Source organism: Streptomyces sp. NPDC006610 (assembly GCF_040611575.1).
In the GTDB taxonomy this organism is placed as follows: domain Bacteria; phylum Actinomycetota; class Actinomycetes; order Streptomycetales; family Streptomycetaceae; genus Streptomyces.
In genome coordinates this window covers 21,306-46,013 of the sequence record NZ_JBEXOP010000013.1, presented here as the reverse complement: position 1 = coordinate 46,013, position 24,708 = coordinate 21,306, and the positions used below count along the sequence as shown (strand labels likewise).

Sequence of the window (24,708 nt, the reverse complement as noted above, 5' to 3'; positions counted from 1 at the left end):
GCAATTCCCCAGCAATTCCCCCCACCCATGGAAGGGACACCATGGCAACGACCACCCTCGGCAGGGTCGCCAAGGCCCTGCTGGCCCCGGCGCTCGCGCTCGGCGCGACCGTCGGCCTCGCCTCCGCCCCCGCCCACGCGGCCGTATGGAACTCCTGCGACCAGTGGGGCAACACCACCCTGAACGGCTACACGCTCTACAACAACATCTGGGGCTCCGGCGCCGGCAGCCAGTGCGTGTGGGCCAACTCCGGCACCAACTGGGGCGTGTGGGCGAACCACCCCAACACCGGCGGCATCAAGTCGTACCCCAACTCCAAGAAGGTGATCAACAAGCCGATCACCTCGATCGGCTCGCTCACCAGCAGCTACAACGTCACCGTCCCGTCGTCCGGCGCGTACAACACGTCGTACGACATCTGGGACACCGACTACGACTACGAGATCATGCTCTGGGTCAACCACCACGGAGCCGTCGGCCCGCTGGGCAGCTCGCAGGGCACCGTCAGCCTCGGCGGCCACACCTGGAACGTCTACAAGGGCAGCAACGGCCACAACGAGGTCTTCTCGTTCCTGCGGACCTCCGACTCCAACTCCGGCACCGTCGACATCCTCCCGATCCTGAAGTGGATCAAGGACACCAAGGGCTGGATGGGCAACGAGACCATCGGCGACGTTCAGTTCGGCTACGAGATCACCTCGTCGTCGGGCGGACTGAACTTCACCACCAACAACCTGACGGTCTCCGGGAGTTAGCCGCTCCCGCACGGTTCCATAACCCCGGGCAAGGGGGCGGAACGACAGCTGCCCCGGTGGGGGCCGCCGCGCATACGGTGACCGGCGACCCCCACCGAGGAGCCGCCATGACCCCCTCCCCGCCCCCGCCCGACGAGACCGGAGCGTCCGGCATCAGCCGCAAGAACCTGCTCCGTGCGGCCGTCGCCGCGGGCGCCGCCGTCCCGCTGCTCGCCACCGGCACGGCGGCGCTCGCCCGCGACGCCGGATCGCGCACCCTCACACCGACGCCCTTCTGCGACGACGGCGACGACCCCACGCCCGACCAGATGGAGGGCCCCTACTTCAAACCCAACTCCCCGTTACGCACCAGCCTCGTCACGCCGGGCGTCCCCGGCGCCCGGCTCACCGTCACCGGCCACGTCCTCGGCCGCGACTGCGCCCCGCTGCCCGGAGTCCTGCTCGACTTCTGGCAGGCCGACAACGCGGGCGCCTACGACATGGCCGGACACGCCTTCCGCGGGCACCAGTTCACCAACGGCGCCGGCGCTTTCGTGCTGCACACGATCGTCCCCGGCCTGTACCCCGGCCGCACCCGGCACATCCACGTCAAGGCGCAGGCGCCCGGCGAGCCCGTGCTCACCACGCAGCTCTACTTCCCCGGCGAGCCGCGCAACAGCACGGACGCGCTGTTCGACCCGGAGCTGCTCATGAACGTCCGCGACGCGGGCGGGGGCGCCCGGGCGGGCGTCTTCGACTTCGTGCTGGACGTGCTCGGCGACCCCACCGACCCGTCCCCCGACCCGTCGGGCAGCTGGGCGCCGGGCCGCGCCTACACCGCCGGCGACCGGGTCGCGTACGCCGCGGTCGGCTACCGCTGCCTCCAGGCCCACACCTCGATGCCGGGCTGGGAGCCGCCCAACGTCCCCGCCCTCTGGCGCCGCGAGTGAACCGCCGCGCGGGCCCCGCGGTCCTTCGACGAGGACCGCGGGGCCCGCGCGCGATGCTCGTCGAAGGGCGGTGCGCGGGCCCCGACTCACCCGCGGCCTACGGCTCCCGCACCGGCAGGCTCGCCCCGTCCCGCAGGAACAGCGGGATCCGGTCCAGCGGCGCGTCCACCGTCACCGCCGCACCCCCCTCGTACGACCGCCCCGTCCACGCGTCCGTCCAACGCGCCCCCGCCGGGAGGTACGCCGTGCGGGCCGTCGCGCCCGCCGTGAGCACCGGCGCCACCAGCAGGTCCCGGCCGAAGAGGTAGGCGTCGTCGACCGACCAGGCCCCCTGGTCGTCCGGGAACTCCAGGAACAGCGGCCGCATCACCGGCAGCCCCTCCTCGTGCGCCTCCCGCATCGCCCGCAGCACGTACGGCTTCAGGCGCTCGCGCAGCCGCAGGTACCGCTCCAGGATCGCGCCCGCCTCCTCGCCGTACGACCACACCTCGTTGGGGCCGCCGGTCATGTCCGGGCCGAGCGGCATGCCGGGGTCGCGGAAGCCGTGCAGGCGCATCAGCGGGGAGAACGTGCCGAACTGGAACCAGCGCACCATCACCTCCCGGTACGCCGGGTCGTCCGGGTCGCCGCCGTGGAAGCCGCCGATGTCCGTGTTCCACCAGGGGATGCCGGACAGGGCCGTGTTGAGGCCGGCCGCGATCTGGCGGCGCAGGGTCGGGAAGTCGGTGCCGATGTCGCCGGACCACAGCGCGGCGCCGTAGCGCTGACTGCCCGCCCACGCCGAGCGGTTGAGGGTGATGACCTCGGTCTCGCCGGCGGCGGTCAGGCCCTCGTGGAAGGTGCGGGAGTTCTCGGCCGGGTAGAGGTTGCCGACCTCCAGGCCGGGGCCCGCCCAGTAGCGCAGGTTCTCGGCGAAGCCCGGCTTCAGCTCCGGCTCGCAGGCGTCCAGCCAGAACGCGGTGATGCCGTACGGGAGCAGGTAGTTGTCCCGGACGCGCGACCACACGAAGGCGCGGGCCTCCGGGTTGGTGGCGTCGTAGAAGGCGACCTGGACGGTGGAGGCGACCTCCTTGTCCGGCCAGTCGGCGTGCGCCATCGGGCCGTACTGGGTGCCGATGAAGTAGCCGCGCTGCTCCATCAGGGAGTGGTTCTCCGACAGCGGGGAGACCGACGGCCACACCGACACGACCAGTTTGATGCCGAGTTCGTCCAGCTCACGGACCATCGCGGCCGGGTCGGGCCACTCCTTCGGGTCGAACTTCCACTCGCCCAGATGCGTCCAGTGGAAGAAGTCGCACACGATCGCGTCGATGGGCAGGCCCCGCCGCTTGTACTCCCGCGCCACCGCGAGGAGTTCCTCCTGGGTGCGGTAGCGCAGCTTGCACTGCCAGAACCCGGCCGCCCACTGGGGCAGCATCGGGGTGCGGCCGGTGACCGCGCTGTAGCGGCGCTGGGCGTCGGCCGGGGCGCCCGCGGTGATCCAGTAGTCGATCTGGCGGGCCGAGTCGGCGACCCAGCGGGTGCCGTTGTGGGCCAGCTCCACCCGGCCGATCGCCGGGTTGTTCCACAGCAGCGTGTAGCCGCGGCTGGAGGTGAGCACCGGGATGCCGACCTCGGCGTTGCGCTGGACCAGGTCCACCACCAGGCCCTTCTGGTCGAGCCGGCCGTGCTGGTGCTGGCCCAGCCCGTACAGCTTCTCGCCCTCGTAGGCGGCGAACCGCTGCTCCAGGCGGTGGTGTCCGTTGCCCACGGCGGTGTAGAGGCGCGGGCCCGGCCACCAGAAGTGGGCGCGCTCCTCGGAGAGCAGTTCCTCCCCGTCGGCCGTGCGCAGGAACCGGATCATCCCCTCGGCGTCGACGTGCACGGTCAGCGCGCCGACGATCAGCCGCGCCTCCCCGTCGCCGACCTTGACCGTGCTCGCGGTCGCCGGGGCCTCGTCCAGCAGCGCCCCGGGCAGCGCGTCCAGGACCGGACCGCCGAGCCGCGCCCGGACCCGGACCGCGTCCGGACCCCACGGCTCGATCCGCACGGTCTCCTGGCGGCCGCTCCACTCCAGCCCGCCGTCCCGCTCACGGAACGTGCCGACGGTGGGGGAGGACTGCGCGAGGCTGACCTTGGGCTGGACGTCGGAGGGGCCGTGGGCCGGGAGGCCGGCGGGCCGGTCGGCGGACCCGTTCCCGGCCGAGCGGTCCGCGACCGGCTGGTCCCCGGCCGACTGGATCCCGGCCGACTTGTTCTCGGCCGACTGGCTTCCGGCAGACTGGGTTTCGGCAGGCTGATTCACGTGGGGTGCTCCTGTGAGGAGTGGAGACAGGGGCGTGCCCCGGCGTGGGGCACGGGGGAGCGGGGCGTCAGGACCCGGCGGGCGCCGGTCCCGTGCTGGCCCGGACCGTCAACTCGGGGGCGATCAGGACCACGTCGTCCGCGCCCCGGCCGTCCAGCTTGGCCATCAGGCGGGCCACGGCGATCCGGCCCATCTCCTGCGCCGGGATGGCGACCGACGTCAGCCGCACCGAGGCCTGGGTCGCCACCTGGTCCGGGCAGATCGCGACGACCGACACGTCCTCGGGGACGGCCCGGCCCTGCTGGCGCAGCAGCGCGAGCAGCGGTTCGACCGCCGACTCGTTCTGCACGACGAAACCCGTGGTCGCCGGACGTTCGTCGAAGACCCGGGCGAGCGTTGCCGCCATCGCGTCGTACCCGCCCTCGCAGGGCCGGTGCAGCACCCGCAGACCCAGCTCGCGGGCGCGGGCGCGGACGCCGTGCAGGGTCCGCTCGGCGAAGCCGGTGTGCCGCTCGTACACCGCGGGCGCCTCGCCGATGACGGCGACGTCACGGTGACCGAGGTCCGCCAGATGCTCCACGCACAGCGCGCCGGTGGCCGCGAAGTCCAGGTCGACGCAGGTCAAGCCGCTGGTGTCGGTCGGCAGACCGATCAGCACGGAGGGCTGGTCGGTGCCGCGCAGCAGCGGCAGCCGCTCGTCCTCCAGCTCGACGTCCATCAGGATCATCGCGTCCGCGAGGCCGCTGCCGGTGACCCGGCGCACCGCGTCGGGACCCTCCTCGCCGGTGAGCAGCAGGACGTCGTACCCGTGCGTGCGGGCGGTGGTGGCCACGGCGATGGCGATCTCCATCATCACCGGCACGTACATGTCCGTGCGCAGCGGGATCATCAGCGCGATGATGTTCGACCGGCTGCTCGCCAGGGCCCGGGCGCCGGCGTTCGGGTGGTAGCCCAGCTCCCGGATGGACTGCTCGACCCGCTGCCGGGTGGTCGCGGAGATGGACCGCTTGCCGCTGAGGACATAGCTCACCGTGCTCGCCGACACTCCGGCGTGCTGGGCGACCTCGGCGAGGGTGACCATCCAGCTCTCCAAGCTTTGTGAAGCGCTTCGACAGTGCGCATTGCGAACAACGGCGGGTGAGGGTGGTTCGACAGTAGCTCCAGCGGGGGTGGGTGTCCATAGGCCGTCGAAGCGCTTCGACACTTTCTGCCGGGAACCTCGTGCCGGGCGGTGCCGGAACCGTCCGCCGTCCGCCTTCCGGCCCTCCCGACGACCCCGTCCGGCGGCGGCCGAAGGGGCGTACGCGAACCGCCCGTCCCCGGCAGGACCCCATGCAACACCGCAGGCCCCGTATGTCCAAGCGGGCCCGGACCGTCGACGCGCTGCCACCGCCCCGGCGGGGGTCGACGTGCGACAGCGTCAACCCCGCCGTACGGCGGCGTCGGCCTCGGCGGCGCCCTGCGCACTCCGCCGGCATCGGCCGAACGGCCGCGCGAAGGGTGGTGGCTTTGCCCCGGATCGGGTACGAACGATCGAGTAGCACCCGTCGGCAACCGCATGGACCCCGATCCCGATTCGCGGCGAGGTGACCCTCATGTCCGCAGAGCCCGCAGCTGCCCCCCGTCCCACCGTCACCGAACGTGAGGCCCGCCAAGTGGCGGAGGCGGCCCGTGAACAGACCTGGCGCAAGCCCAGCTTCGCCAAGGAGCTGTTCCTCGGCCGCTTCCGCCTCGACCTCATCCACCCCCACCCGCTCCCGGCCGACGAGGACGCCCGGCGCGGCGAGGAGTTCCTCGCCCGGCTGCGCGACTTCTGCGGGACGAGCATCGACTCGGCCCGCATCGAACGCGAAGCCCGCATCCCCGACGAGGTCATCGCCGGACTCCGGGAGATCGGCGCCCTCGGCATGAAGATCGACACCCGCTACGGCGGCCTGGGCCTGACGCAGGTCTACTACAACAAGGCCCTCGCCCTGGTCGGCTCCGCCAGCCCGGCGGTCGGCGCGCTGCTGTCGGCCCACCAGTCGATCGGCGTGCCGCAGCCGCTGAAGATGTTCGGCACGCAGGAGCAGAAGGACGCCTTCCTGCCCCGCTGCGCCCGCCACGACATCTCCGCCTTCCTGCTGACCGAGCCCGACGTCGGCTCCGACCCGGCCCGCCTCGCCACGACCGCCGTCCCCGACGGCGACGACTACGTCCTCGACGGGGTGAAGCTCTGGACCACCAACGGCGTCGTCGCCGACCTCCTCGTCGTCATGGCCCGCGTCCCGAAGTCCGAGGGGCACCGGGGCGGCATCACCGCCTTCGTCGTCGAGGCCGGCTCCGAGGGCATCACCGTCGAGAACCGCAACGCCTTCATGGGCCTGCGCGGCATCGAGAACGGCGTCACCCGCTTCCACCGGGTGCGCGTCCCCGCCGCCAACCGCATCGGCCCCGAGGGCGCCGGTCTCAGGATCGCCCTGACCACCCTCAACACCGGGCGGCTCTCCTTGCCCGCGATGTGCGTGGGCGCCGGGAAGTGGTGCCTGAAGATCGCCCGCGAGTGGTCGGCCGTCCGCGAGCAGTGGGGCAAGCCCGTCGCCCTGCACGAGGCGGTCGGCTCGAAGATCAGCTTCATCGCCGCCACCACCTTCGCCCTGGAGGCGGTCCTCGACCTGTCCTCCCAGATGGCCGACGAGGACCGCAACGACATCCGCATCGAGGCCGCCCTCGCCAAGCTCTACGGCTCCGAGATGGCCTGGCTGATGGCCGACGAACTCGTCCAGATCCGCGGCGGCCGGGGCTTCGAGACCGCCGAGTCGCTCGCCGCCCGCGGCGAACGGTCCGTGCCCGCCGAGCAGATGCTGCGCGACCTGCGGATCAACCGCATCTTCGAGGGCTCGACCGAGATCATGCACCTGCTCATCGCCCGCGAGGCGGTCGACGCCCACCTGTCGGTGGCGGGCGACCTGATCGACCCCGACAAGTCCCTCCAGGACAAGGCGCGGGCCGGCGCGGGCGCGGGCGTCTTCTATGCCAAGTGGCTGCCGAAACTCATCGCCGGACCGGGCCAACTGCCCACGTCCTACGCGCAGTTCCGACACCAGGGCGTCGACCTCTCCGGCCACCTCCGCTTCGTCGAACGGCACGCCCGCAAACTCGCCCGCTCCACCTTCTACGCCATGTCCCGCTGGCAGGGCCGGATGGAGACCAAGCAGGGCTTCCTCGGCCGGATCGTGGACATCGGCGCGGAACTCTTCGCGATGAGCGCCGCCTGCGTCCGCGCCGAACTGCTCCGCTCCCGCGGCGACCACGGCCGCGAGGCATACCGACTGGCCGACGCCTTCTGCCACCAGTCCCGCCTGCGCGTCGACGCCCTCTTCACCCGCCTGTGGGCCAACACGGACGACCTGGACCGCAAGGTCGTCAAGGACGTCCTGGCGGGCGCGTACGAGTGGCTGGAACACGGCATCGTCGACCCGTCGGGGGAGGGGCCGTGGATCGCGGACGCGACGCCGGGGGAGAGCGAACGGGAGAACGTGCACCGCCGCATCGAGTGACGCGGGCTGCGGACTGCCGGGCGGCATCGGCCACCGCGTGGGCCGGCCGGTGACCGACGCGAGCGCATTCGGCCCGGCCCGACGGCGGGCTGCGGCGATCCCCCTTCGCCACAACGACGCCGCTGTCCTCCCGGGCGCGCGGTGCGGCCACAATGGGTCCATGAGCGACAGTCCAGCCCCCCTCGCCGACCCGCACCTGGTGTACGACCCCGTCGCGGGCGACGGCCCGAAGGACGTGGTGATCCTCGGCTCCACCGGGTCGATCGGGACCCAGGCCATCGACCTCGTGCTGCGCAACCCCGACCGCTTCCGGGTCACCGCCCTGTCCGCAGGCGGCGGCCAGGTCGCCCTTCTCGCCGAGCAGGCGCACCGGCTGCGGGTGCGGACGGTCGCGGTCGCCCGCGAGGACGCCGTACCGCAGCTGCGCGAGGCCCTCGCCGCGCGGTACGGCGCCGGGGAGCCGCTGCCCGAGATCCTCGGCGGTCCCGACGCGGCCACCGAGGTCGCCGCCTCCGACTGCCACACCGTCCTCAACGGCATCACCGGCTCCATCGGCCTCGCCCCGACCCTCGCCGCCCTGGAGGCGGGCCGTACCCTCGCGCTCGCCAACAAGGAGTCGCTCATCGTCGGCGGCCCGCTGGTCAAGGCGCTCGCCAAGCCGGGCCAGATCATCCCGGTCGACTCCGAGCACGCCGCCCTCTTCCAGGCCCTCGCCGCCGGCACCCGCGCCGACGTCCGCAAGCTGGTCGTCACCGCGTCCGGCGGCCCCTTCCGCGGCCGTACGAAGGCGGAGCTGGCCCACGTCACCGTCGAGGACGCCCTCGCCCACCCCACCTGGGCCATGGGACCGGTGATCACGATCAACTCCGCGACCCTGGTCAACAAGGGCCTGGAGGTCATCGAGGCGCACCTGCTCTACGACATTCCCTTCGACCGCATCGAGGTGGTCGTACACCCGCAGTCGTACGTCCATTCGATGGTCGAGTTCATGGACGGGTCCACCCTGGCCCAGGCGACCCCCCCGGACATGCGCGGGCCGATCGCCATCGGTCTCGGCTGGCCCGAACGGGTGCCCGACGCGGCCCCCGCGTTCGACTGGAGCACGGCGTCGACCTGGGAGTTCTTCCCCCTGGACAACGACGCCTTCCCCTCCGTGAACCTCGCCCGGCACGTCGGCGAGCTCGCGGGCACCGCCCCGGCGGTGTTCAATGCGGCCAACGAGGAGTGCGTCGAGGCCTTCCGCGCCGGCGCACTGCCGTTCAACGGGATCATGGAGACCGTCACCCGGGTCGTCGAGGAACACGGCGTCCCGCGGACGGGAACTTCGCTCACCGTGCCGGACGTCCTCGAAGCGGAGACCTGGGCGCGGGCACGGGCCCGGGAACTCACAGTCCCGACGGCGAGCGCGGAGGCGCGTGCATGACGACCCTGATGATGATCCTCGGCATAGTCGTGTTCGCGGTCGGCCTGCTGATCTCGATCGCCTGGCACGAGCTGGGGCATCTGTCCACGGCCAAGATGTTCGGCATCCGCGTGCCGCAGTACATGGTCGGTTTCGGCCCGACCATCTGGTCCCGCACGAAGGGCGAGACCGAGTACGGGGTCAAGGCCATCCCCATGGGCGGCTACATCCGCATGATCGGCATGTTCCCGCCCGGCCCCGACGGCAAGCTGGAGGCCCGCTCCACCTCGCCCTGGCGCGGCATGATCGAGGACGCCCGCTCGGCGGCCTTCGAGGAGCTGCGCCCCGGCGACGAGACCCGCCTGTTCTACACGCGCAAGCCCTGGAAACGGGTCGTGGTGATGTTCGCGGGCCCCTTCATGAATCTCGTCCTCGCGGTGGCGCTGTTCCTGATCGTGCTCATGGGCTTCGGCATCTCCCAGCAGACCACCACCGTCAGCTCGGTCTCCCAGTGCGTCATCGCGCAGAGCGAGAACCGCGACAAGTGCCGCGGGTCCGACGAGCCCTCCCCGGCCGCCGCGGCCGGACTCCAGGCCGGCGACCGGATCGTCGCCTTCGACGGCGTCCGCACCGAGACCTGGAACCAGCTCTCCGACCTGATCCGCGCCCACCCCGGCGAGACCGTGCCGATCGTCGTCGAGCGCGACGGCCGTGAGGTGCCCCTGGAGGCGACGATCGCCACCAACCAGGTCGCCAAGAAGGACTCCAGCGGTCAGGTCGTCGAGGGCGAGTACGTCACCGCCGGCTTCCTCGGCTTCAGCGCCGCCACCGGCGTCGTCCGCCAGGACTTCGACGACTCCCTCACCTGGATGGGCGACCGCATCGGCGACGCCGTCGACTCCCTCGCCGCGCTGCCCGGCAAGATCCCCGCCCTGTGGGACGCGGCCTTCGGCGGCGCCGAGCGCGAACCGGACTCCCCGATGGGCGTCGTCGGCGCGGCCCGCGTGGGCGGCGAGATCTTCACCCTGGACATACCGCCCACCCAGCAGCTGGCCATGGCCCTGATGCTGGTCGCCGGCTTCAACCTCTCCCTGTTCCTGTTCAACATGCTCCCGCTGCTGCCGCTGGACGGCGGGCACATCGCGGGCGCGCTGTGGGAGTCGCTGCGGCGCAACGTCGCGAAGGTGCTGCGCCGGCCGGACCCGGGCCCGTTCGACGTGGCGAAGCTGATGCCGGTGGCCTACGTGGTCGCGGGGATCTTCATCTGCTTCACCGTCCTGGTGCTGATCGCCGACGTGGTCAACCCGGTGAGAATCTCCTAGCCACACGGGCGTTACCCGCGGCCCGGCACGGTGATGTGCCGGGCCGCTTCCTTCGAGCGGCTTCACCGACGTCATGTCCTCGCGCCCGGGCGCGTACCGTAATCTCGAAGCCTGGAGCCCGCCGCTGACGGGACCGGACCTTGATCCACGACTTGGGGTTGCACAGCAGATGACTGCGATTTCTCTCGGCATGCCGTCCGTTCCGACCAAGCTCGCCGAGCGCCGCAAGAGCCGGCAGATCCAGGTCGGGTCCGTGGCGGTCGGCGGGGACGCGCCGGTTTCGGTCCAGTCGATGACGACCACGCGCACGTCCGACATCGGCGCCACGCTCCAGCAGATCGCCGAGCTGACCGCCTCCGGCTGCCAGATCGTGCGCGTCGCCTGCCCGACGCAGGACGACGCCGACGCCCTCGCGACCATCGCCCGCAAGTCCCAGATCCCGGTCATCGCCGACATCCACTTCCAGCCGAAGTACGTCTTCGCCGCGATCGAGGCCGGCTGCGCGGCGGTGCGGGTCAACCCGGGCAACATCAAGCAGTTCGACGACAAGGTCAAGGAGATCGCCAAGGCCGCCAAGGACCACGGCACGCCGATCCGCATCGGCGTCAACGCGGGTTCCCTGGACCGGCGGCTGCTCCAGAAGTACGGCAAGGCGACGCCCGAGGCGCTGGTCGAGTCGGCCCTGTGGGAGGCGTCCCTCTTCGAGGAGCACGACTTCCGGGACATCAAGATCTCCGTCAAGCACAACGACCCGGTCGTGATGATCGAGGCGTACCGGCAGCTCGCCGCCCAGTGCGACTACCCCCTCCACCTCGGCGTCACCGAGGCGGGCCCGGCCTTCCAGGGCACGATCAAGTCCGCCGTCGCCTTCGGCGCCCTGCTCTCCCAGGGCATCGGCGACACCATCCGCGTCTCCCTCTCCGCGCCGCCCGCCGAGGAGGTCAAGGTCGGCATCCAGATCCTGGAGTCCCTGAACCTCAAGGAGCGCGGCCTGGAGATCGTCTCCTGCCCGTCCTGCGGCCGCGCCCAGGTCGACGTCTACAAGCTGGCCGAGGAGGTCACCGCGGGCCTGACCGGCATGGAGGTCCCCCTCCGCGTCGCCGTCATGGGCTGCGTCGTCAACGGCCCCGGCGAGGCCCGCGAGGCCGACCTCGGCGTCGCCTCCGGCAACGGCAAGGGCCAGATCTTCGTCAAGGGCGAGGTCATCAAGACGGTCCCCGAGTCCAAGATCGTGGAAACCCTGATCGAGGAAGCGATGAAGCTGGCCGAGCAGATGGAGGCGGCGGGCGTCCCGTCCGGCGAGCCGTCGGTGTCGGTGGCGGACTGACACGGGGCGGCCGAGAAACCGGCCGAAGGGGCGCCGTCCCGGGGGGGGGGGCACCCCGAGGATGGTGCCCCTTCGAGCGTGCCGGACGGCGCCGTCGCGAACGCCGGGTGCCCATGTCCAGGCCGTCCGGCGTTCGAGGACGAGGCCGTTCAGGCCGTCGCGGGTCCGGGGCGTAGCCCCCGGAAGGACGGGCACCGGAACACGGCGGCGCCCCACCGCGCCCGGCCGCAGGCCCGCGCACCAGGGGACCGCCACCACACCGCCAGGTACAGTGCGGAGACCAGACGTTCCCACCGGGAGGCCCCGCCCGTGTTGACCCAGACCTCCTCCCGGGTCCTCGAACCGAGCGACCTGGAGGCCGCGCTCGCCGTCCTCGACCGCGACCCGGTCGCCAACGCCTTCGTGACCTCACGGGTCCGGGTCGCCGGCCTCGACCCGTGGCGGCTCGGCGGCGAAATGTGGGGATGGTACGAGGACGGCACGCTCACGTCCCTCTGTTACGCGGGCGCCAACCTCGTCCCCCTCTGCGCCACCCCCCGCGCGGTGCGCGCCTTCGCCGACCGCGCCCGTCGCGCCGGCCGCCGCTGCTCCTCCATCGTCGGCCCCGCCGAGCCCACCGCCCTCCTCTGGCGCCTGCTGGAACCGCACTGGGGCCCCGCCCGCGACGTCCGCGGCCACCAGCCCCTCATGATCACCGACCGGATGCCCGAGGGCGTCGCCCCCGACCCCTACGTCCGCCGCGTCCGCAAGGACGAGATGGAAACGATCATGCCTGCCTGCGTGGCGATGTTCACCGAGGAGGTCGGCGTCTCCCCCCTCGCCGGCGACGGCGGCCTGCTCTACCAGGCCCGCGTCGCCGAACTCGTCGGCTCCGGCCGCTCCTTCGCCCGCCTGGACCAGCACGGCAAGGTCGTCTTCAAGGCCGAGATAGGCGCCGCCACCGACCGCGCCTGCCAGATCCAGGGCGTCTGGGTGGCCCCCGAGTACCGCGGCCGCGGCCTCGCCGCCCCCGGCATGGCCGCCGTCCTGCGCTACGCCCTCGCCGACTTCGCCCCCGTCGCCAGCCTCTACGTGAACGACTACAACACCGCGGCCCGGCGCACCTACCGCAGGGTCGGGTTCCAGGAGGTCGGAGCGTTCATGAGCGTTCTCTTCTGAGGGCGGGACCGACGCCCCTGTAGGCTCCCCGGCATGGACCCCGTGATCGGCCCTCTGGACCTCCCCGCCCACGTGGACGAGGCCCTCGAGGTGCAAGCCGTCGCCTTCGGGCTGGGCGCCGAGGAAGTGGCCGTACGGCGCCAGATCGTGCTGCGCCACATGACGTACCCGGGCGCCCGGGCCTTCGGCGCGAGTGCCGGCGGCGACCTCGTCGGGTTCGTCTACGGGATGCCCAACGACCGCGCCCACTGGTGGTCCACCGTCGTGGAACCGTATCTGCGCGCCCAGGGGCACGAGGCCTGGCTCGACGACTCCTTCGTGATCACCGAGCTGCACGTCCACCCGCGCTTCCAGAACCGCGGCGTCGGCCGCGCCCTGATCACCACCATCACCGACACCGCCGACGAACCCCGCTCGATCCTCTCCGCGATCGACACCGACAGCCCGGCCCGCGGCCTCTACCACTCCCTCGGCTACCAGGATCTGGCCCGCCGCGTCCTGTTCCCCAGCGCCCCCAAGCCGTACGCCGTCATGGGCGCGCCGCTCCCGCTGCGCCGCCGATAACCGATTTCCGCCGCCCCGCACCCCCCGGTTAACCTCCTTGCCATCACCCTCCCCCGCGCCGGGCCCCGCCCGAGCGGGGGACCCCCATCCGGCAGGAGTACGAGAACGATGGCGAACGCACCGGTCCAGCGCATGTCCCAGTTGATGGCGAAGACGCTGCGCGACGACCCGGCCGACGCCGAGGTCCTCAGCCACAAGCTGCTGGTCCGCGCCGGCTACGTACGCCGTACCGCCGCCGGCGTCTGGACCTGGCTGCCGCTCGGCAAGCGGGTCCTCGCCAACGTGGAGCGGATCGTCCGCGAGGAGATGGACGCGATCGGCGCCCAGGAGGTGCTGCTGCCCGCGCTGCTCCCGCGTGAGCCCTACGACGCCACCGGCCGCTGGGACGAGTACGGCCCCGAGCTGTTCCGCCTCAAGGACCGCAAGGGCGGCGACTACCTGCTCGGCCCCACCCACGAGGAGATCTTCACGCTGATCGTGAAGGACCAGGCGTCCTCCTACAAGGACCTGCCGGTGATCCTCTATCAGATCCAGAACAAGTTCCGCGACGAGGCCCGCCCCCGCGCCGGCATCCTGCGCGGCCGCGAGTTCCTGATGAAGGACTCGTACTCCTTCGACACCGAGGACGAGGGCCTCGCCCAGTCCTACGCGCTGCACCGCCAGGCCTACCAGAAGGTCTTCGAGCGCCTCGGCCTCGACTACCGCATCTGCGCCGCCACCGCCGGCGCCATGGGCGGCTCCAAGTCGGAGGAGTTCCTCGCTCCCGCCGAGGCCGGCGAGGACACCTTCGCGGACTGCCCGAACTGCGACTTCGCTGCCAACACCGAGGCCATCTCCTTCGAGCTGAAGCCCGTCGACGGCTCGGCCGTGCCCGCCGCCGAGGACATCCCCACGCCGGACACCCCCACCATCGAGACCCTCGCCGCCTCCCTCGGCGTCCCGGCCTCCGCGACCCTGAAGAACCTCCTCGTCAAGGTCGACGGCGAGATCGTCGCCGTCGGCGTCCCCGGCGACCGCGAGGTCGACCTGGACAAGGTCGAGGCCCACTTCGCGCCGGCCACCGTCGAGATGGTCACCGAGGCCGACTTCGCCGTCCGCCCCGACCTGGTCCGCGGCTACGTCGGCCCGCAGGGCCTGGCCAAGGTGAAGTACATCGCCGACCCCCGCGTGGCGCCCGGGACCTCCTGGATCACCGGCGCCAACAAGGAGCACACGCACGCGAAGAACGTCGTCGCGGGCCGTGACTTCGAGGTCGACGAGTACGTGGACGTCGTGGTCGTCCGGGAGGGCGATCCCTGCCCCAGGTGCGGCACCGGCCTCAAGCTGGACCGCGCCATCGAGATCGGCCACATCTTCCAGCTCGGCCGCAAGTACGCCGACGCCCTCAAGCTCGACGTCCTCGGCCAGAACGGCAAGCCCGTCCGCGTCACCATGGGCTCCTACGGCATCGGCGTCTCCCGCGCCGTCGCCGCGCTCGCCGAGCAGACCGCCGACGACAAGGGCCTGTGCTGGCCCGCGGAAGTCGCCCCGGCCGACGTGCACGTGGTCGCCGCCGGCAAGGCCCTCCAGACGGAGCTCGCCCTCGACGTCGCCGGGAGGCTCGCCGCGGCCGGCGCCCGCGTCCTGGTGGACGACCGGGCCGGCGTCTCGCCGGGCGTCAAGTTCACCGACGCGGAGCTGATCGGCGTACCGAAGATCCTCGTCGCCGGTCGGCGCGCCGGTGAGGGCGTCGTGGAGCTGAAGGACCGCCGCACCGGCGAGCGCGAGGAGCTTCCCGTCGAGGAGGCCATCGCCCGCCTCACCGCCTGACCGGCAGCGTCAGTAAGGGGCGTCCGCCAGGGCGGGCGTCCCTTACGTCGTCGCCCCGCCCGGCAGGCGTCCCGGCCGCCCGGCAGCGTCCCGTTCAGAGCCAGCCCGCGAACTCCAGCAGCAGCTCCGCGTCCCGCGGCCGGCCCACGCGCCGCGCCCGCACCCCCGACTCCACCGCCCGGAACAGCGTCCAGCCGCGCAGCCGGTCCTGGTCGACGTCCAGCGACTCCGCGAGCCGCTTGATCCGGCGACGGGTCGTCGCCGGACCCGACGGAGAGGCGATCAGGTCCTCCACCCGGTCGCGGACCAGCCGGGCCAGATCGAAGGCGCACTCGCCGACCACCGGGTCGGGCCCCACGGCCAGCCACGGCGTCCGGTCCCCGGCGAGCACCTTGCTCTGCCGGAACGTGCCGTGCAGCAGCCGCCGCTCCGGCGCCTCGGCCAGCAGCTCGGCCCGGGCCGTGAGCGCCGCGTCGACCAGCGGCGCGGCCTGGTCGTCCGCCGCCGCGCTCGCCCGCATCGCCTCCGCCTGCCGGCCCGTCCGCTCGGCCACCGTCTCGAACACGTGCGTCCCCGGCGGCTCCACCCACAGCCGGCGCAGCGTGCCCGCCGCCTCCAGCAGCGCCTTCGCCTCCGGCAACGACCGCACCGACACGTCCGGATGCAGCCGCTCCAGCAGCAACGCCCCGTCCGACGCCTCCGGATCGAGCAGTTGTACGGCGCCGAGACCGCCCCAGTGGGCCAGCGCCGCCCGTTCGCTCTCCGGCCGGAACCGGGCCGGCGCCAGCTTCAGCACCGCGGGCGTGCCGTCCGCCCGCCGCACCAGCAGCACGAGGCTGCTCCGGCCGCCGGGCACCTGCACCCGCTCCACGGTCAACTCGCGTAGAACGACGGCCTGTTCGACCGCCTCCGGCAGCCTCTCCAACCAGCCGTCACCGTCCGGTGCCGTCTCACCGAGCGCCCTCACCAGACGCCGCGGCGGTTCGAAAGCCATACGCGAGTCGTTCCCTTCCTAGGAGCGGCTTGACGCCGATGCCCTCGGCGAAGCCCCGGCCGCGCCCGTGTCCGACGACGACCCGGCTCCCCGCTCGGCGAGCCCAGGGAAGGCTACGCTCTCGCCGCGCCACCGCACCGCCCGCACCGCCGCCTCCCGCAACGACGCCGCCGCGGCGGCCCGCCGCTTCCCGTCCGCCGCACGCACCAGGTCGGAGTACACCCCGGCGACCCGGTCCTCCACCTCCGCCGCCAGCCGGACCGCCGCCGGGCCGTCCGCCACCGGGAACGGCAGCGCGTATCCGGCCGCCGCGGCGACCGGCTCGCCGCCCAGGTCCCGGACCTCGCGCGCCAGCGCGTCCCGCCGCGCGCGGTGGGCGTCGTACGCCGCCCGCGCCTCCGTGCGCCGTTCCTCGCCGATCCGCCCGCCGACCACCCCGTAGCCGTACACGGCCGCGTGCTCGGCGGCCAGCGCCGCCTGCAGGGCCGCCAGCTCCCGGTCCTTCGCCTTGCTCATCGCTCACCTTCCGTCAACCCGTACCCGGCCGTGGCGGCGACCGGCTCCCCCGCGGGGCCCCGGCACCCGCCCGCCGGCGCGTACCCGGCCGCCACCGGCTCGCCCCCGGTGCACCGGAACCCGCGCGCCGGCGTGTCCCGCCGTACGCGGTGGGCGTCGTACGCCGCCCGCCCCGCCGCGCGCCGTTCCCCGCCGCAGGCCGCCACGCGCCCGCCCATGGCCGGCTCCCGGTCCCCGGCCGCCCTCATCCCTCGCCCTCCGTCAGCAGGTACGCGTGCACCGCCCCGGACGCCGCCACAGAGGCCAGCAGCCGCGCCGACTCGCCGGGCAGGTCCGTCAGCATCCCGGCCCGCCGGTCCGCGAGTTCCCGCTCCGCCCGGGCGAGTTCCGCCAGGGCGCCCTTCTCGTCCGCCGGAACGGGGACGGCGGGGGCGGGGGAACCCGACGCCGAGGCCGAGGGAGTCGCGGACGCACGGCCGCCGCTCCCGCCCCCGAACGCCCGTGCGTGCTCCACGACCTCGTCCCGCAGCGGTACCAGCCGCCCCGCGAGCGCCGGATGGGCGGCGATCACCGCGTCGTACCGCGCGGCCAGCTCCGCGCTGTCCCGTGCCGCACGCGCGCGTGCCCGCTCGGCGGCCGACAGAGCGGAGCGCTCGTCCCCCGCCTCCCCGGGCGGACCCGAACAGCCCGCGACGAGTGCGACGCCCGCCGCCGAGGCGAGCAGGCTCCTTCTGCGCGGCCCCGGGGGCATGCGCGGCGACAGGGGAAACGGCACGGCTGACGTCCTCGAAGACTCGTACGAAGGGACCGGGCGGCACGCCCGTGATCACGGTACCCGCGCATCCGTGCGAAACCGCTCATCGGCACCGGTCCGACCCGGCAAACGGCAGGGCGTACGGCGGCCGGCGGACACGCGGGTGGACGGCAACACCCTCCGCGACCGGATACCCTTTGACCAGACACGCGACCATCCCACAACAGCACACGCGGCCGAGGAGTCACCCGGATGAGCACCACCCAGCGCGAGAGGCTGCGAGAACTGCTGGAACCCCTCGTCACCTCCCAGGGGCTGGACCTCGAGGAGATCGCGGTGGACTCGGTCGGACGCAAGCGGGTGCTGCGCGTCGTCGTCGACTCGGACACCGGGGCGGACCTGGACCAGATCGCCGATGTGAGCCGTGCGCTCTCGGCGAAGCTCGACGAGACGGACGCGATGGGCGAGGGCGAGTACACCCTCGAGGTCACAACCCCGGGCGCGGAGCGCCCCCTCACCGAGCGGCGGCACTATGTGCGCGCCACCGGCCGGCTGGTGAAGTTCCAGCTCGCCGAGGGCGAGGAACTGGTGGCCAGAATTCTCGGCGTCGACGACGAAGGCGTCGATGTCGAGGTACCCGGGGTCAAGGGGCGCAAGCCCACGGCGCGCAGACTCGCCCACGGGGACATCGCCAAGGCGCGCGTCCAGGTCGAGTTCGGCCGCAAGGACAAGAAGGAAGAGGAGGCGTAGCCGTGGACATCGACATGAGCGCCCTGCGGGGCCTGGTACGGGAGAAGGAGATCTCCTTCGACCTGCTGGTCGAAGCGATCGAGGCGGCCCTCCTCATCGCCTACCACCGCACCGAGGGAAGCCGCCGGCACGCGCGCGTGGAGCTCGACCGGCAGACCGGTCACGTAACCGTGTGGGCGAAGGAGGACCCCGAGGACCTCGAGGAGGGCCAGGAGCCCCGCGAGTTCGACGACACCCCGTCCGGTTTCGGCCGGATCGCCGCGACCACCGCCAAGCAGGTCATCCTCCAGCGGCTGCGCGACGCCGAGGACGACGCCACGCTCGGCGAGTACGCCGGCCGCGAGGGCGACATCGTCACCGGCGTGGTGCAGCAGGGCCGCGACCCGAAGAACGTGCTGGTGGACATCGGCAAGCTGGAGGCCATCCTGCCGGTGCAGGAGCAGGTGCCCGGCGAGACCTACCCGCACGGCATGCGGCTGCGGTCGTACGTCGTCCGGGTGGCGAAGGGCGTACGCGGCCCCTCGGTCACCCTGTCGCGCACCCACCCCAATCTGGTGAAGAAGCTGTTCGCCCTGGAGGTGCCGGAGATCGCCGACGGTTCCGTCGAGATCGCCGCCATCGCCCGCGAGGCCGGCCACCGCACCAAGATCGCCGTCCGGTCCACCCGGTCGGGGTTGAACGCCAAGGGCGCCTGCATCGGCCCCATGGGCGGCCGGGTGCGCAATGTCATGGGCGAGCTGAGCGGCGAGAAGATCGACATCGTCGACTGGTCGGACGACCCGGCGGAGATGGTGGCGAACGCCCTGTCGCCCGCGCGGGTGTCCAAGGTCGAGGTCGTCGACATGGCGGCCCGCTCCGCGCGCGTGACGGTGCCGGACTACCAGCTGTCGCTGGCGATCGGCAAGGAGGGCCAGAACGCCCGCCTCGCCGCCCGGCTGACCGGCTGGCGGATCGACATCCGCCCGGACACCGAGCAGCCGTCCGACCGCCCGTCCGAGTAGCCGCTCGACGGCGGCTCGGGGTCCCCTCGAAGCCGCCTCGGAGTTCCCCGGGGCATTCCCCGGGGGCGCCTCCGGGACGCCCGCGGGAATAGATCCAAGCCGCAGGTCGCTGAGATCACGACAACAACCGTTCGATCCCTGCCCCAAAGGGGTGAGGTCGCTACGGGGAGGTAGACTGAAGAGTGTCTGGCCGGACGCACGCCCGATCATGCCCTGAACGCACCTGTGTGGGGTGCCGGGAGCGCGCGGCCAAGACGGAGCTGCTGCGCACCGTGGCGATCGAGGACGCATGCGTCCCCGATCCTCGCGGTACGCTGCCCGGCCGGGGTGCGTACGTACACCCCGCCCTGGTCTGTCTCGACCAGGCGGTACGCCGTCGGGCGTTCACGAGGGCACTGCGCGCCCCGGGAGCGCTCGACACAAAGGCGTTGCGCCGATACGTCGAGCAGACAACAGTTGCCGAGCAGGCAACACCGTAAGACGTGCCGCACGGGAGCGCCCGCGCGGCCCTGGTACCTCGCGAGTCGAAAGCAGGTCGAGATTGCGATGAGCACTCGATGAGTACGCGATGAGTACGCCCATGAACTAGCGACGGTCCGGCCGCAACCCGGACCTCAAAGGAGCGAAGTGGCTAAGGTCCGGGTATACGAACTCGCCAAGGAGTTCGGTGTGGAGAGCAAGGTCGTCATGGCCAAGCTCCAGGAACTCGGTGAATTCGTCCGATCGGCGTCTTCGACGATCGAGGCGCCCGTAGTGCGCAAGTTGACAGATGCCTTCCAGGGCGGTGGCAGCGGCAAGTCCGCCGCGAAGCCCGCCCCGCGCAAGGCCGCCCCCAAGCCCGCCCCCGCGCCGTCCCCGGCGCAGGCGGCCCGTCCGGCTGCTCCCAAGCCGCCGGCCCCCCCCAAGCCGGCCGCGGCCCAGCAGCCCGCGGCCCCGTCGGCGCCCGCGCCGGCCGCTCCCGGTCCGCGTCCGACGCCGGGTCCGAAGCCCGCCCCGCGTCCCGCCCCGGCGGCGCCCACCACCCCGGAGTTCACGGCCCCGCCGTCCGCTCCGGCGGCGCCCGCGGCCTCGGCCGCCCAGGGCCAGCGCCCCGCGGGCGCCCGTCCGGGTCCCGGCGCCCCCAAGCCCGGCGCCCGTCCCGCCGGTCCCTCCCAGGGCCAGCGCGACGGCGGCCGTCCGGCAGGCCAGGGTCAGCGTCCCGGCGGCGGCGCGCCGCGTCCGGGCGCCCGTCCGGCCGGTCCGCGTCCGGGCAACAACCCCTTCACCTCCGGCGGCTCCACCGGCATGGCCCGTCCGCAGGCGCCGCGTCCGCAGGGCGCGCGTCCCGGCGGCCCCGGCGCTCCCGGCGCCGGTCCCCGTCCCCAGGCGCCCGGCGCCCAGGGCGGCGGTCCTCGTCCCCAGGCTCCGGGCGGCCCCCGCCCGACCCCGGGCTCGATGCCGCGTCCGCAGGGCGGTCCCCGTCCCGGCGGCGGTCCCGCCGGTCCCCGTCCGAACCCGGGCATGATGCCGCAGCGTCCCGCTGCCGGCCCGCGTCCCGGCGGCGGCCCCGGCGGCCGCGGACCCGGTGGCGGCGGTCGTCCCGGCGGTGCCGGCGGCGGTCGTCCCGGCGGCGGCGGCTTCGCCGGCCGTCCCGGTGGCGGCGGTGGCGGCTTCGCCGGCCGTCCGGCCGGTCCCGGCGGCGGCGGTGGCGGCGGCTTCGCCGGCCGTCCGGGTGCTCCCGGAGCGGGCGGCGGTGGCCGTCCCGGCTTCGGCGGCCGTCCCGGCGGTCCCGGTGGCCGCGGTGGCACGCAGGGCGCCTTCGGCCGTCCCGGCGGTCCCGCCCGTCGTGGCCGCAAGTCGAAGCGGCAGAGGCGCCAGGAGTACGAGGCCATGCAGGCCCCGTCGGTCGGCGGCGTGATGCTGCCTCGCGGCAACGGCGAGACCATTCGCCTGTCGCGCGGTGCCTCGCTCACCGACTTCGCGGAGAAGATCAACGCCAACCCGGCGTCGCTCGTCGCCGTCATGATGAACCTCGGCGAGATGGTCACGGCCACCCAGTCCGTCTCCGACGAGACGCTGGAACTCCTCGCGGGCGAGATGAACTACACGGTTCAGATCGTCAGCCCCGAGGAGGAGGACCGCGAGCTGCTCGAGTCGTTCGACATCGAGTTCGGCGAGGACGAGGGCGACGAGGACGACCTGGTGGTCCGTCCGCCGGTCGTCACCGTCATGGGTCACGTCGACCACGGCAAGACCCGCCTCCTCGACGCCATCCGCAAGACGAACGTCATCGCGGGCGAGGCCGGCGGCATCACCCAGCACATCGGCGCCTACCAGGTGTCGACCGAGGTCAACGACGAAGAGCGCAAGATCACCTTCATCGACACCCCGGGTCACGAGGCGTTCACCGCCATGCGTGCCCGCGGTGCGAAGTCGACCGACATCGCGATCCTGGTCGTCGCGGCCAACGACGGCGTCATGCCGCAGACGGTCGAGGCGCTCAACCACGCCAAGGCGGCCGACGTCCCGATCGTCGTCGCGGTCAACAAGATCGACGTCGAGGGCGCCGACCCGACCAAGGTGCGCGGTCAGCTGACCGAGTACGGCCTGGTGGCCGAGGAGTACGGCGGCGACACCATGTTCGTCGACATCTCCGCCAAGCAGGGTCTGCACATCGACTCGCTGCTGGAGGCCGTGATCCTCACGGCCGACGCCTCGCTCGACCTGCGGGCCAACCCGAACCAGGACGCGCAGGGCATCTCCATCGAGTCCCGTCTCGACCGCGGCCGCGGCGCCGTGGCGACGGTCCTCGTGCAGCGCGGCACCCTGCGGGTCGGCGACACGATGGTGGTGGGCGACGCCTACGGCCGCGTGCGCGCCATGCTCGACGACAACGGCAACAACGTCGCCGAGGCCGGCCCGTCGACGCCGGTCCAGGTCCTGGGCCTGACCAACGTCCCGGGCGCGGGCGACAACTTCCTCGTCGTCGAGGAGGACCGCACCGCCCGCCAGATCGCCGAGAAGCGCGCGGCCCGCGAGCGCAACGCGGCCTTCGCCAAGCGCACGCGCCGCGTCTCGCTCGAGGACCTGGACAAGGTCCTCAAGGCCGGCGAGGTCCAGCAGCTGAACCTGATCATCAAGGGTGACGCCTCCGGATCCGTCGAGGCCCTCGAGTCCTCGCTGCTCCAGCTGGACGTCGGCGAAGAGGTCGACATCCGCGTCCTGCACCGCGGCGTCGGTGCGGTCACGGAGTCCGACATCGACCTGGCGATGGGCTCCGACGCCATCGTCATCGGCTTCAACGTCCGCGCGGCCGGCCGCGCGGCGCAGATGGCCGAGCGCGAGGGCGTGGACGTCCGCTACTACTCGGTCATCTACCAGGCGATCGAGGAGATCGAGGCGGCCCTCAAGGGCATGCTCAAGCCGGAGTACGAAGAGGTCGAGCTGGGCACGGCGGAGATCCGCGAGGTCTTCCGCTCCTCCAAGCTGGGCAACATCGCGGGTGTCCTCATCCGCTCCGGCGAGGTGCGACGCAACACCAAGGCGCGCCTCATCCGCGACGGCAAGGTCGTCGCGGAGAACCTCAACATCGAGGGTCTGCGTCGCTTCAAGGACGACGTCACCGAGATCCGCGAAGGCTTCGAGGGCGGTATCAACCTCGGAAACTTCAACGACATCAAGGTCGACGACGTCATCGCGACGTACGAGATGCGCGAGAAGCCGCGCTCGTAACGGGCACGGTTTCCGAGGCGGTCCGGTCCGGGGCCGGTCGACGGAGAGTAATTTCCGTCGATCGGCCCCGGCCGTTCGTTGTACGGTTCTGATGTCCCTGCCACGCGGATGGCGGGGCCATCGATCCCGTACCGGCGGGTGAACCGGCTGCACACATGTATGTGGGGACGCTGTCCTTCGACCTCCTCCTCGGCGACGTACGGTCGCTGAAGGAGAAGCGCTCCGTCGTCCGCCCGATCGTCGCCGAGCTGCAGCGGAAGTACTCCGTGAGCGCGGCGGAGGTGGACCATCTGGACCTCCACCGCAGGGCCGGCATCGGCCTCGCGATGGTGTCCGCCGACGCGGGGCATCTCACCGACGTACTGGACCGGTGCGAACGGCTGGTCGCCGCGCGCCCCGAAGTGGAACTGCTGTCCGTGCGACGGCGCTTCCACGGCGACGACGACTGAACCACGAACGAAGAGAAAGAACGGGAGACGGACCAGTGGCCGACAACGCGCGTGCCAAGAGGCTGGCGGACCTCATCCGAGAGGTGGTGGCCCAGAAGCTGCAGCGCGGGATCAAGGACCCGCGGCTCGGCTCGCACGTCACCATCACGGACACCCGGGTCACCGGTGACCTGCGGGAGGCGACCGTCTTCTACACCGTGTACGGGGACGAGGAGGAGCGGGCCGCCGCCGCCGCCGGACTGGAGAGCGCCAAGGGCGTCCTGCGCTCCGAGGTCGGCAAGGCCGCCGGGGTGAAGTTCACGCCGACGCTCACCTTCGTCGCCGACGCCCTCCCCGACACCGCCCGGACCATCGAGGACCTCCTCGACAAGGCCCGCGCCTCCGACGAGAAGGTGCGCGAGGCGGCCTCCCAGGCCAAGTACGCCGGTGAGCCCGACCCGTACAAGAAGCCGGGCGACGACGAGGACGACATCGCCGAATGAGCCGCGACACCACCACGCCCGACGGCCTTGTCATCGTCGACAAGCCGTCGGGCTTCACTTCGCACGACGTGGTCGCCAAGATGCGCGGGATCGCCAGGACCCGCCGCGTCGGCCACGCGGGCACCCTCGACCCGATGGCGACGGGCGTCCTCGTCCTCGGCGTCGAGAAGGCCACCAAACTCCTCGGCCACCTCGCGCTGACCGAGAAGGAGTACCTGGGCACCATCCGCCTCGGCCAGACCACCGTCACCGACGACGCCGAGGGCGAGATCACCGGGTCGGCGGACGCCTCGAAGGTCACCCGCGACGCCATCGACGCGGGCATCGCCAAGCTCACCGGCACCATCATGCAGGTGCCGTCCAAGGTCAGCGCCATCAAGATCAACGGCGTGCGCTCCTACAAGCGCGCCCGCGACGGCGAGGACTTCGACATCCCCGCCCGGCCCGTCACCGTCTCCTCCTTCGGGGTGTACGACGTCCGGGACGCCGTCGCCGAGGACGGCATCCCCGTGCTCGACCTGGTCGTCTCCGTGGTCTGCTCCTCCGGCACCTACATCCGCGCCCTCGCCCGCGACCTGGGCGCCGACCTGGGCGTCGGCGGACACCTCACGGCGTTGCGCCGCACGCGCGTCGGACCGTACCGGCTCGACGCGGCCCGCACCCTGGACCAGCTCCAGCAGGAGCTGACCGTCATGCCGATCGCCGACGCGGCGGCCGCCGCCTTCCCGCGCTGGGACATCGACGCCCGGCGCGCCCGGCTGCTCGGCAACGGCGTCCGGCTCGACATTCCCGAGGAGTACGCGGGCGCGGGCCCGGTGGCCGTCTTCGATCCCGAGGGCCGCTTCCTCGCGCTGGTGGAGGAGCAGCGGGGCAAGGCGAAGAGCGTGGCCGTATTCGGTTGACCGCCGGGGGACGTCCGGAGCCGCGCAGCCCCGCAGCCCAGCGGGGGCGCGTCGCCGTCG

At 72.6% G+C, this 24,708-nt stretch carries 21 protein-coding genes; 16 read left to right on the top strand and 5 right to left on the bottom strand.

Annotated elements, in window-relative coordinates; genetic code table 11:
* The first annotated feature begins 41 nt into the window (after positions 1-41).
* Together ABZY13_RS13240 and ABZY13_RS13235 are read left to right on the top strand one after the other, a co-directional pair.
* Positions 42-755 carry a hypothetical protein gene (locus ABZY13_RS13240; protein ID WP_356629946.1) on the top strand — a complete coding sequence of 238 codons (714 nt, stop codon included), beginning with the start codon at positions 42-44 and terminating at the stop codon, positions 753-755.
* A gap of 107 nt (positions 756-862) precedes the next feature.
* A complete protein-coding gene (locus ABZY13_RS13235) occupies positions 863-1,684 on the top strand; it encodes a carbohydrate-binding protein (protein ID WP_356629943.1) in 822 nt (273 codons plus the stop codon).
* 97 nt (positions 1,685-1,781) lie between these two features.
* Here ABZY13_RS13235 and ABZY13_RS13230 read toward each other — a convergent pair whose 3' ends face one another.
* Both ABZY13_RS13230 and ABZY13_RS13225 read right to left on the bottom strand, forming a co-directional pair.
* The gene (locus tag ABZY13_RS13230; protein ID WP_356629941.1) at positions 1,782-3,968 is read right to left on the bottom strand and encodes a glycoside hydrolase family 31 protein; all 2,187 of its coding nucleotides are present in this window, start codon (positions 3,966-3,968) and stop codon (positions 1,782-1,784) included.
* A 67-nt stretch (positions 3,969-4,035) separates the two neighbouring features.
* Positions 4,036-5,049 carry a LacI family DNA-binding transcriptional regulator gene (locus tag ABZY13_RS13225; RefSeq protein WP_356629939.1) on the bottom strand — a complete coding sequence of 338 codons (1,014 nt, stop codon included), beginning with the start codon at positions 5,047-5,049 and terminating at the stop codon, positions 4,036-4,038.
* 514 nt (positions 5,050-5,563) lie between these two features.
* On the opposite strand from ABZY13_RS13225, the gene ABZY13_RS13220 reads away from it, so the two are divergent.
* The 7 genes from ABZY13_RS13220 to ABZY13_RS13190 all read left to right on the top strand — a co-directional run bounded on the left by ABZY13_RS13220 (position 5,564) and on the right by ABZY13_RS13190 (position 15,089).
* Positions 5,564-7,507, top strand: a complete 1,944-nt coding sequence (locus ABZY13_RS13220; RefSeq protein ID WP_356629937.1) for an acyl-CoA dehydrogenase family protein — start codon at positions 5,564-5,566, stop codon at positions 7,505-7,507.
* Positions 7,508-7,667: 160 nt separating this feature from the next.
* Positions 7,668-8,930, top strand: a complete 1,263-nt coding sequence (dxr, locus tag ABZY13_RS13215) for a 1-deoxy-D-xylulose-5-phosphate reductoisomerase (protein WP_356629935.1) — start codon at positions 7,668-7,670, stop codon at positions 8,928-8,930.
* Positions 8,931-8,938: 8 nt separating this feature from the next.
* On the top strand, positions 8,939-10,231 hold the full coding sequence (locus ABZY13_RS13210; RefSeq protein ID WP_356630146.1) for a site-2 protease family protein: 1,293 nt from the start codon (positions 8,939-8,941) through the stop codon (positions 10,229-10,231).
* A gap of 169 nt (positions 10,232-10,400) precedes the next feature.
* Positions 10,401-11,558 (top strand): flavodoxin-dependent (E)-4-hydroxy-3-methylbut-2-enyl-diphosphate synthase, encoded by a 1,158-nt coding sequence (gene ispG / locus ABZY13_RS13205; RefSeq protein ID WP_356629933.1) that lies wholly within the window; start codon positions 10,401-10,403, stop codon positions 11,556-11,558.
* Between the two features lie 309 nt (positions 11,559-11,867).
* Positions 11,868-12,716, top strand: coding sequence for a GNAT family N-acetyltransferase (locus tag ABZY13_RS13200; protein ID WP_356629931.1), 849 nt, complete (start codon positions 11,868-11,870; stop codon positions 12,714-12,716).
* 33 nt (positions 12,717-12,749) lie between these two features.
* Positions 12,750-13,280: a GNAT family N-acetyltransferase gene (locus tag ABZY13_RS13195; RefSeq protein WP_356629929.1), complete on the top strand. Its 531-nt coding sequence runs from the start codon at positions 12,750-12,752 to the stop codon at positions 13,278-13,280.
* A 108-nt stretch (positions 13,281-13,388) separates the two neighbouring features.
* On the top strand, positions 13,389-15,089 hold the full coding sequence (locus ABZY13_RS13190; protein ID WP_356629927.1) for a proline--tRNA ligase: 1,701 nt from the start codon (positions 13,389-13,391) through the stop codon (positions 15,087-15,089).
* Between the two features lie 94 nt (positions 15,090-15,183).
* Here the strand turns inward: ABZY13_RS13190 and ABZY13_RS13185 are convergent, their stop codons facing one another.
* The 3 genes from ABZY13_RS13185 to ABZY13_RS13175 all read right to left on the bottom strand — a co-directional run bounded on the left by ABZY13_RS13185 (position 15,184) and on the right by ABZY13_RS13175 (position 17,374).
* The gene (locus ABZY13_RS13185) at positions 15,184-16,083 is read right to left on the bottom strand and encodes an aminoglycoside phosphotransferase family protein (protein WP_356629925.1); all 900 of its coding nucleotides are present in this window, start codon (positions 16,081-16,083) and stop codon (positions 15,184-15,186) included.
* An 18-nt stretch (positions 16,084-16,101) separates the two neighbouring features.
* Positions 16,102-16,599 (bottom strand): ferritin-like domain-containing protein, encoded by a 498-nt coding sequence (locus ABZY13_RS13180; RefSeq protein WP_356629923.1) that lies wholly within the window; start codon positions 16,597-16,599, stop codon positions 16,102-16,104.
* A 244-nt stretch (positions 16,600-16,843) separates the two neighbouring features.
* Positions 16,844-17,374: a hypothetical protein gene (locus ABZY13_RS13175; protein ID WP_356629921.1), complete on the bottom strand. Its 531-nt coding sequence runs from the start codon at positions 17,372-17,374 to the stop codon at positions 16,844-16,846.
* Between the two features lie 231 nt (positions 17,375-17,605).
* Here ABZY13_RS13175 and rimP point away from each other — a divergent pair, with 231 nt between their 5' ends.
* The 7 genes from rimP to truB all read left to right on the top strand — a co-directional run bounded on the left by rimP (position 17,606) and on the right by truB (position 24,648).
* Complete coding sequence (gene rimP / locus ABZY13_RS13170) at positions 17,606-18,103, top strand: ribosome maturation factor RimP (RefSeq protein WP_356629919.1); 498 nt, start codon at positions 17,606-17,608, stop codon at positions 18,101-18,103.
* 2 nt (positions 18,104-18,105) lie between these two features.
* Entirely contained in the window at positions 18,106-19,104 is a 999-nt protein-coding gene (gene nusA, locus ABZY13_RS13165; RefSeq protein WP_356629917.1) for a transcription termination factor NusA, read from the top strand.
* Between the two features lie 182 nt (positions 19,105-19,286).
* Complete coding sequence (locus ABZY13_RS13160; protein WP_356629915.1) at positions 19,287-19,583, top strand: YlxR family protein; 297 nt, start codon at positions 19,287-19,289, stop codon at positions 19,581-19,583.
* A gap of 148 nt (positions 19,584-19,731) precedes the next feature.
* Positions 19,732-22,815 carry a translation initiation factor IF-2 gene (gene infB, locus ABZY13_RS13155; protein WP_356629913.1) on the top strand — a complete coding sequence of 1,028 codons (3,084 nt, stop codon included), beginning with the start codon at positions 19,732-19,734 and terminating at the stop codon, positions 22,813-22,815.
* Positions 22,816-22,970: 155 nt separating this feature from the next.
* On the top strand, positions 22,971-23,264 hold the full coding sequence (locus ABZY13_RS13150) for a DUF503 domain-containing protein (protein WP_356629911.1): 294 nt from the start codon (positions 22,971-22,973) through the stop codon (positions 23,262-23,264).
* Positions 23,265-23,299: 35 nt separating this feature from the next.
* The gene (gene rbfA, locus ABZY13_RS13145) at positions 23,300-23,746 is read left to right on the top strand and encodes a 30S ribosome-binding factor RbfA (protein WP_356629909.1); all 447 of its coding nucleotides are present in this window, start codon (positions 23,300-23,302) and stop codon (positions 23,744-23,746) included.
* A complete protein-coding gene (gene truB / locus ABZY13_RS13140; protein ID WP_356629907.1) occupies positions 23,743-24,648 on the top strand; it encodes a tRNA pseudouridine(55) synthase TruB in 906 nt (301 codons plus the stop codon). The genes rbfA and truB overlap by 4 nt, the downstream gene beginning before the upstream one ends.
* The last annotated feature ends 60 nt before the right edge of the window (positions 24,649-24,708 follow it).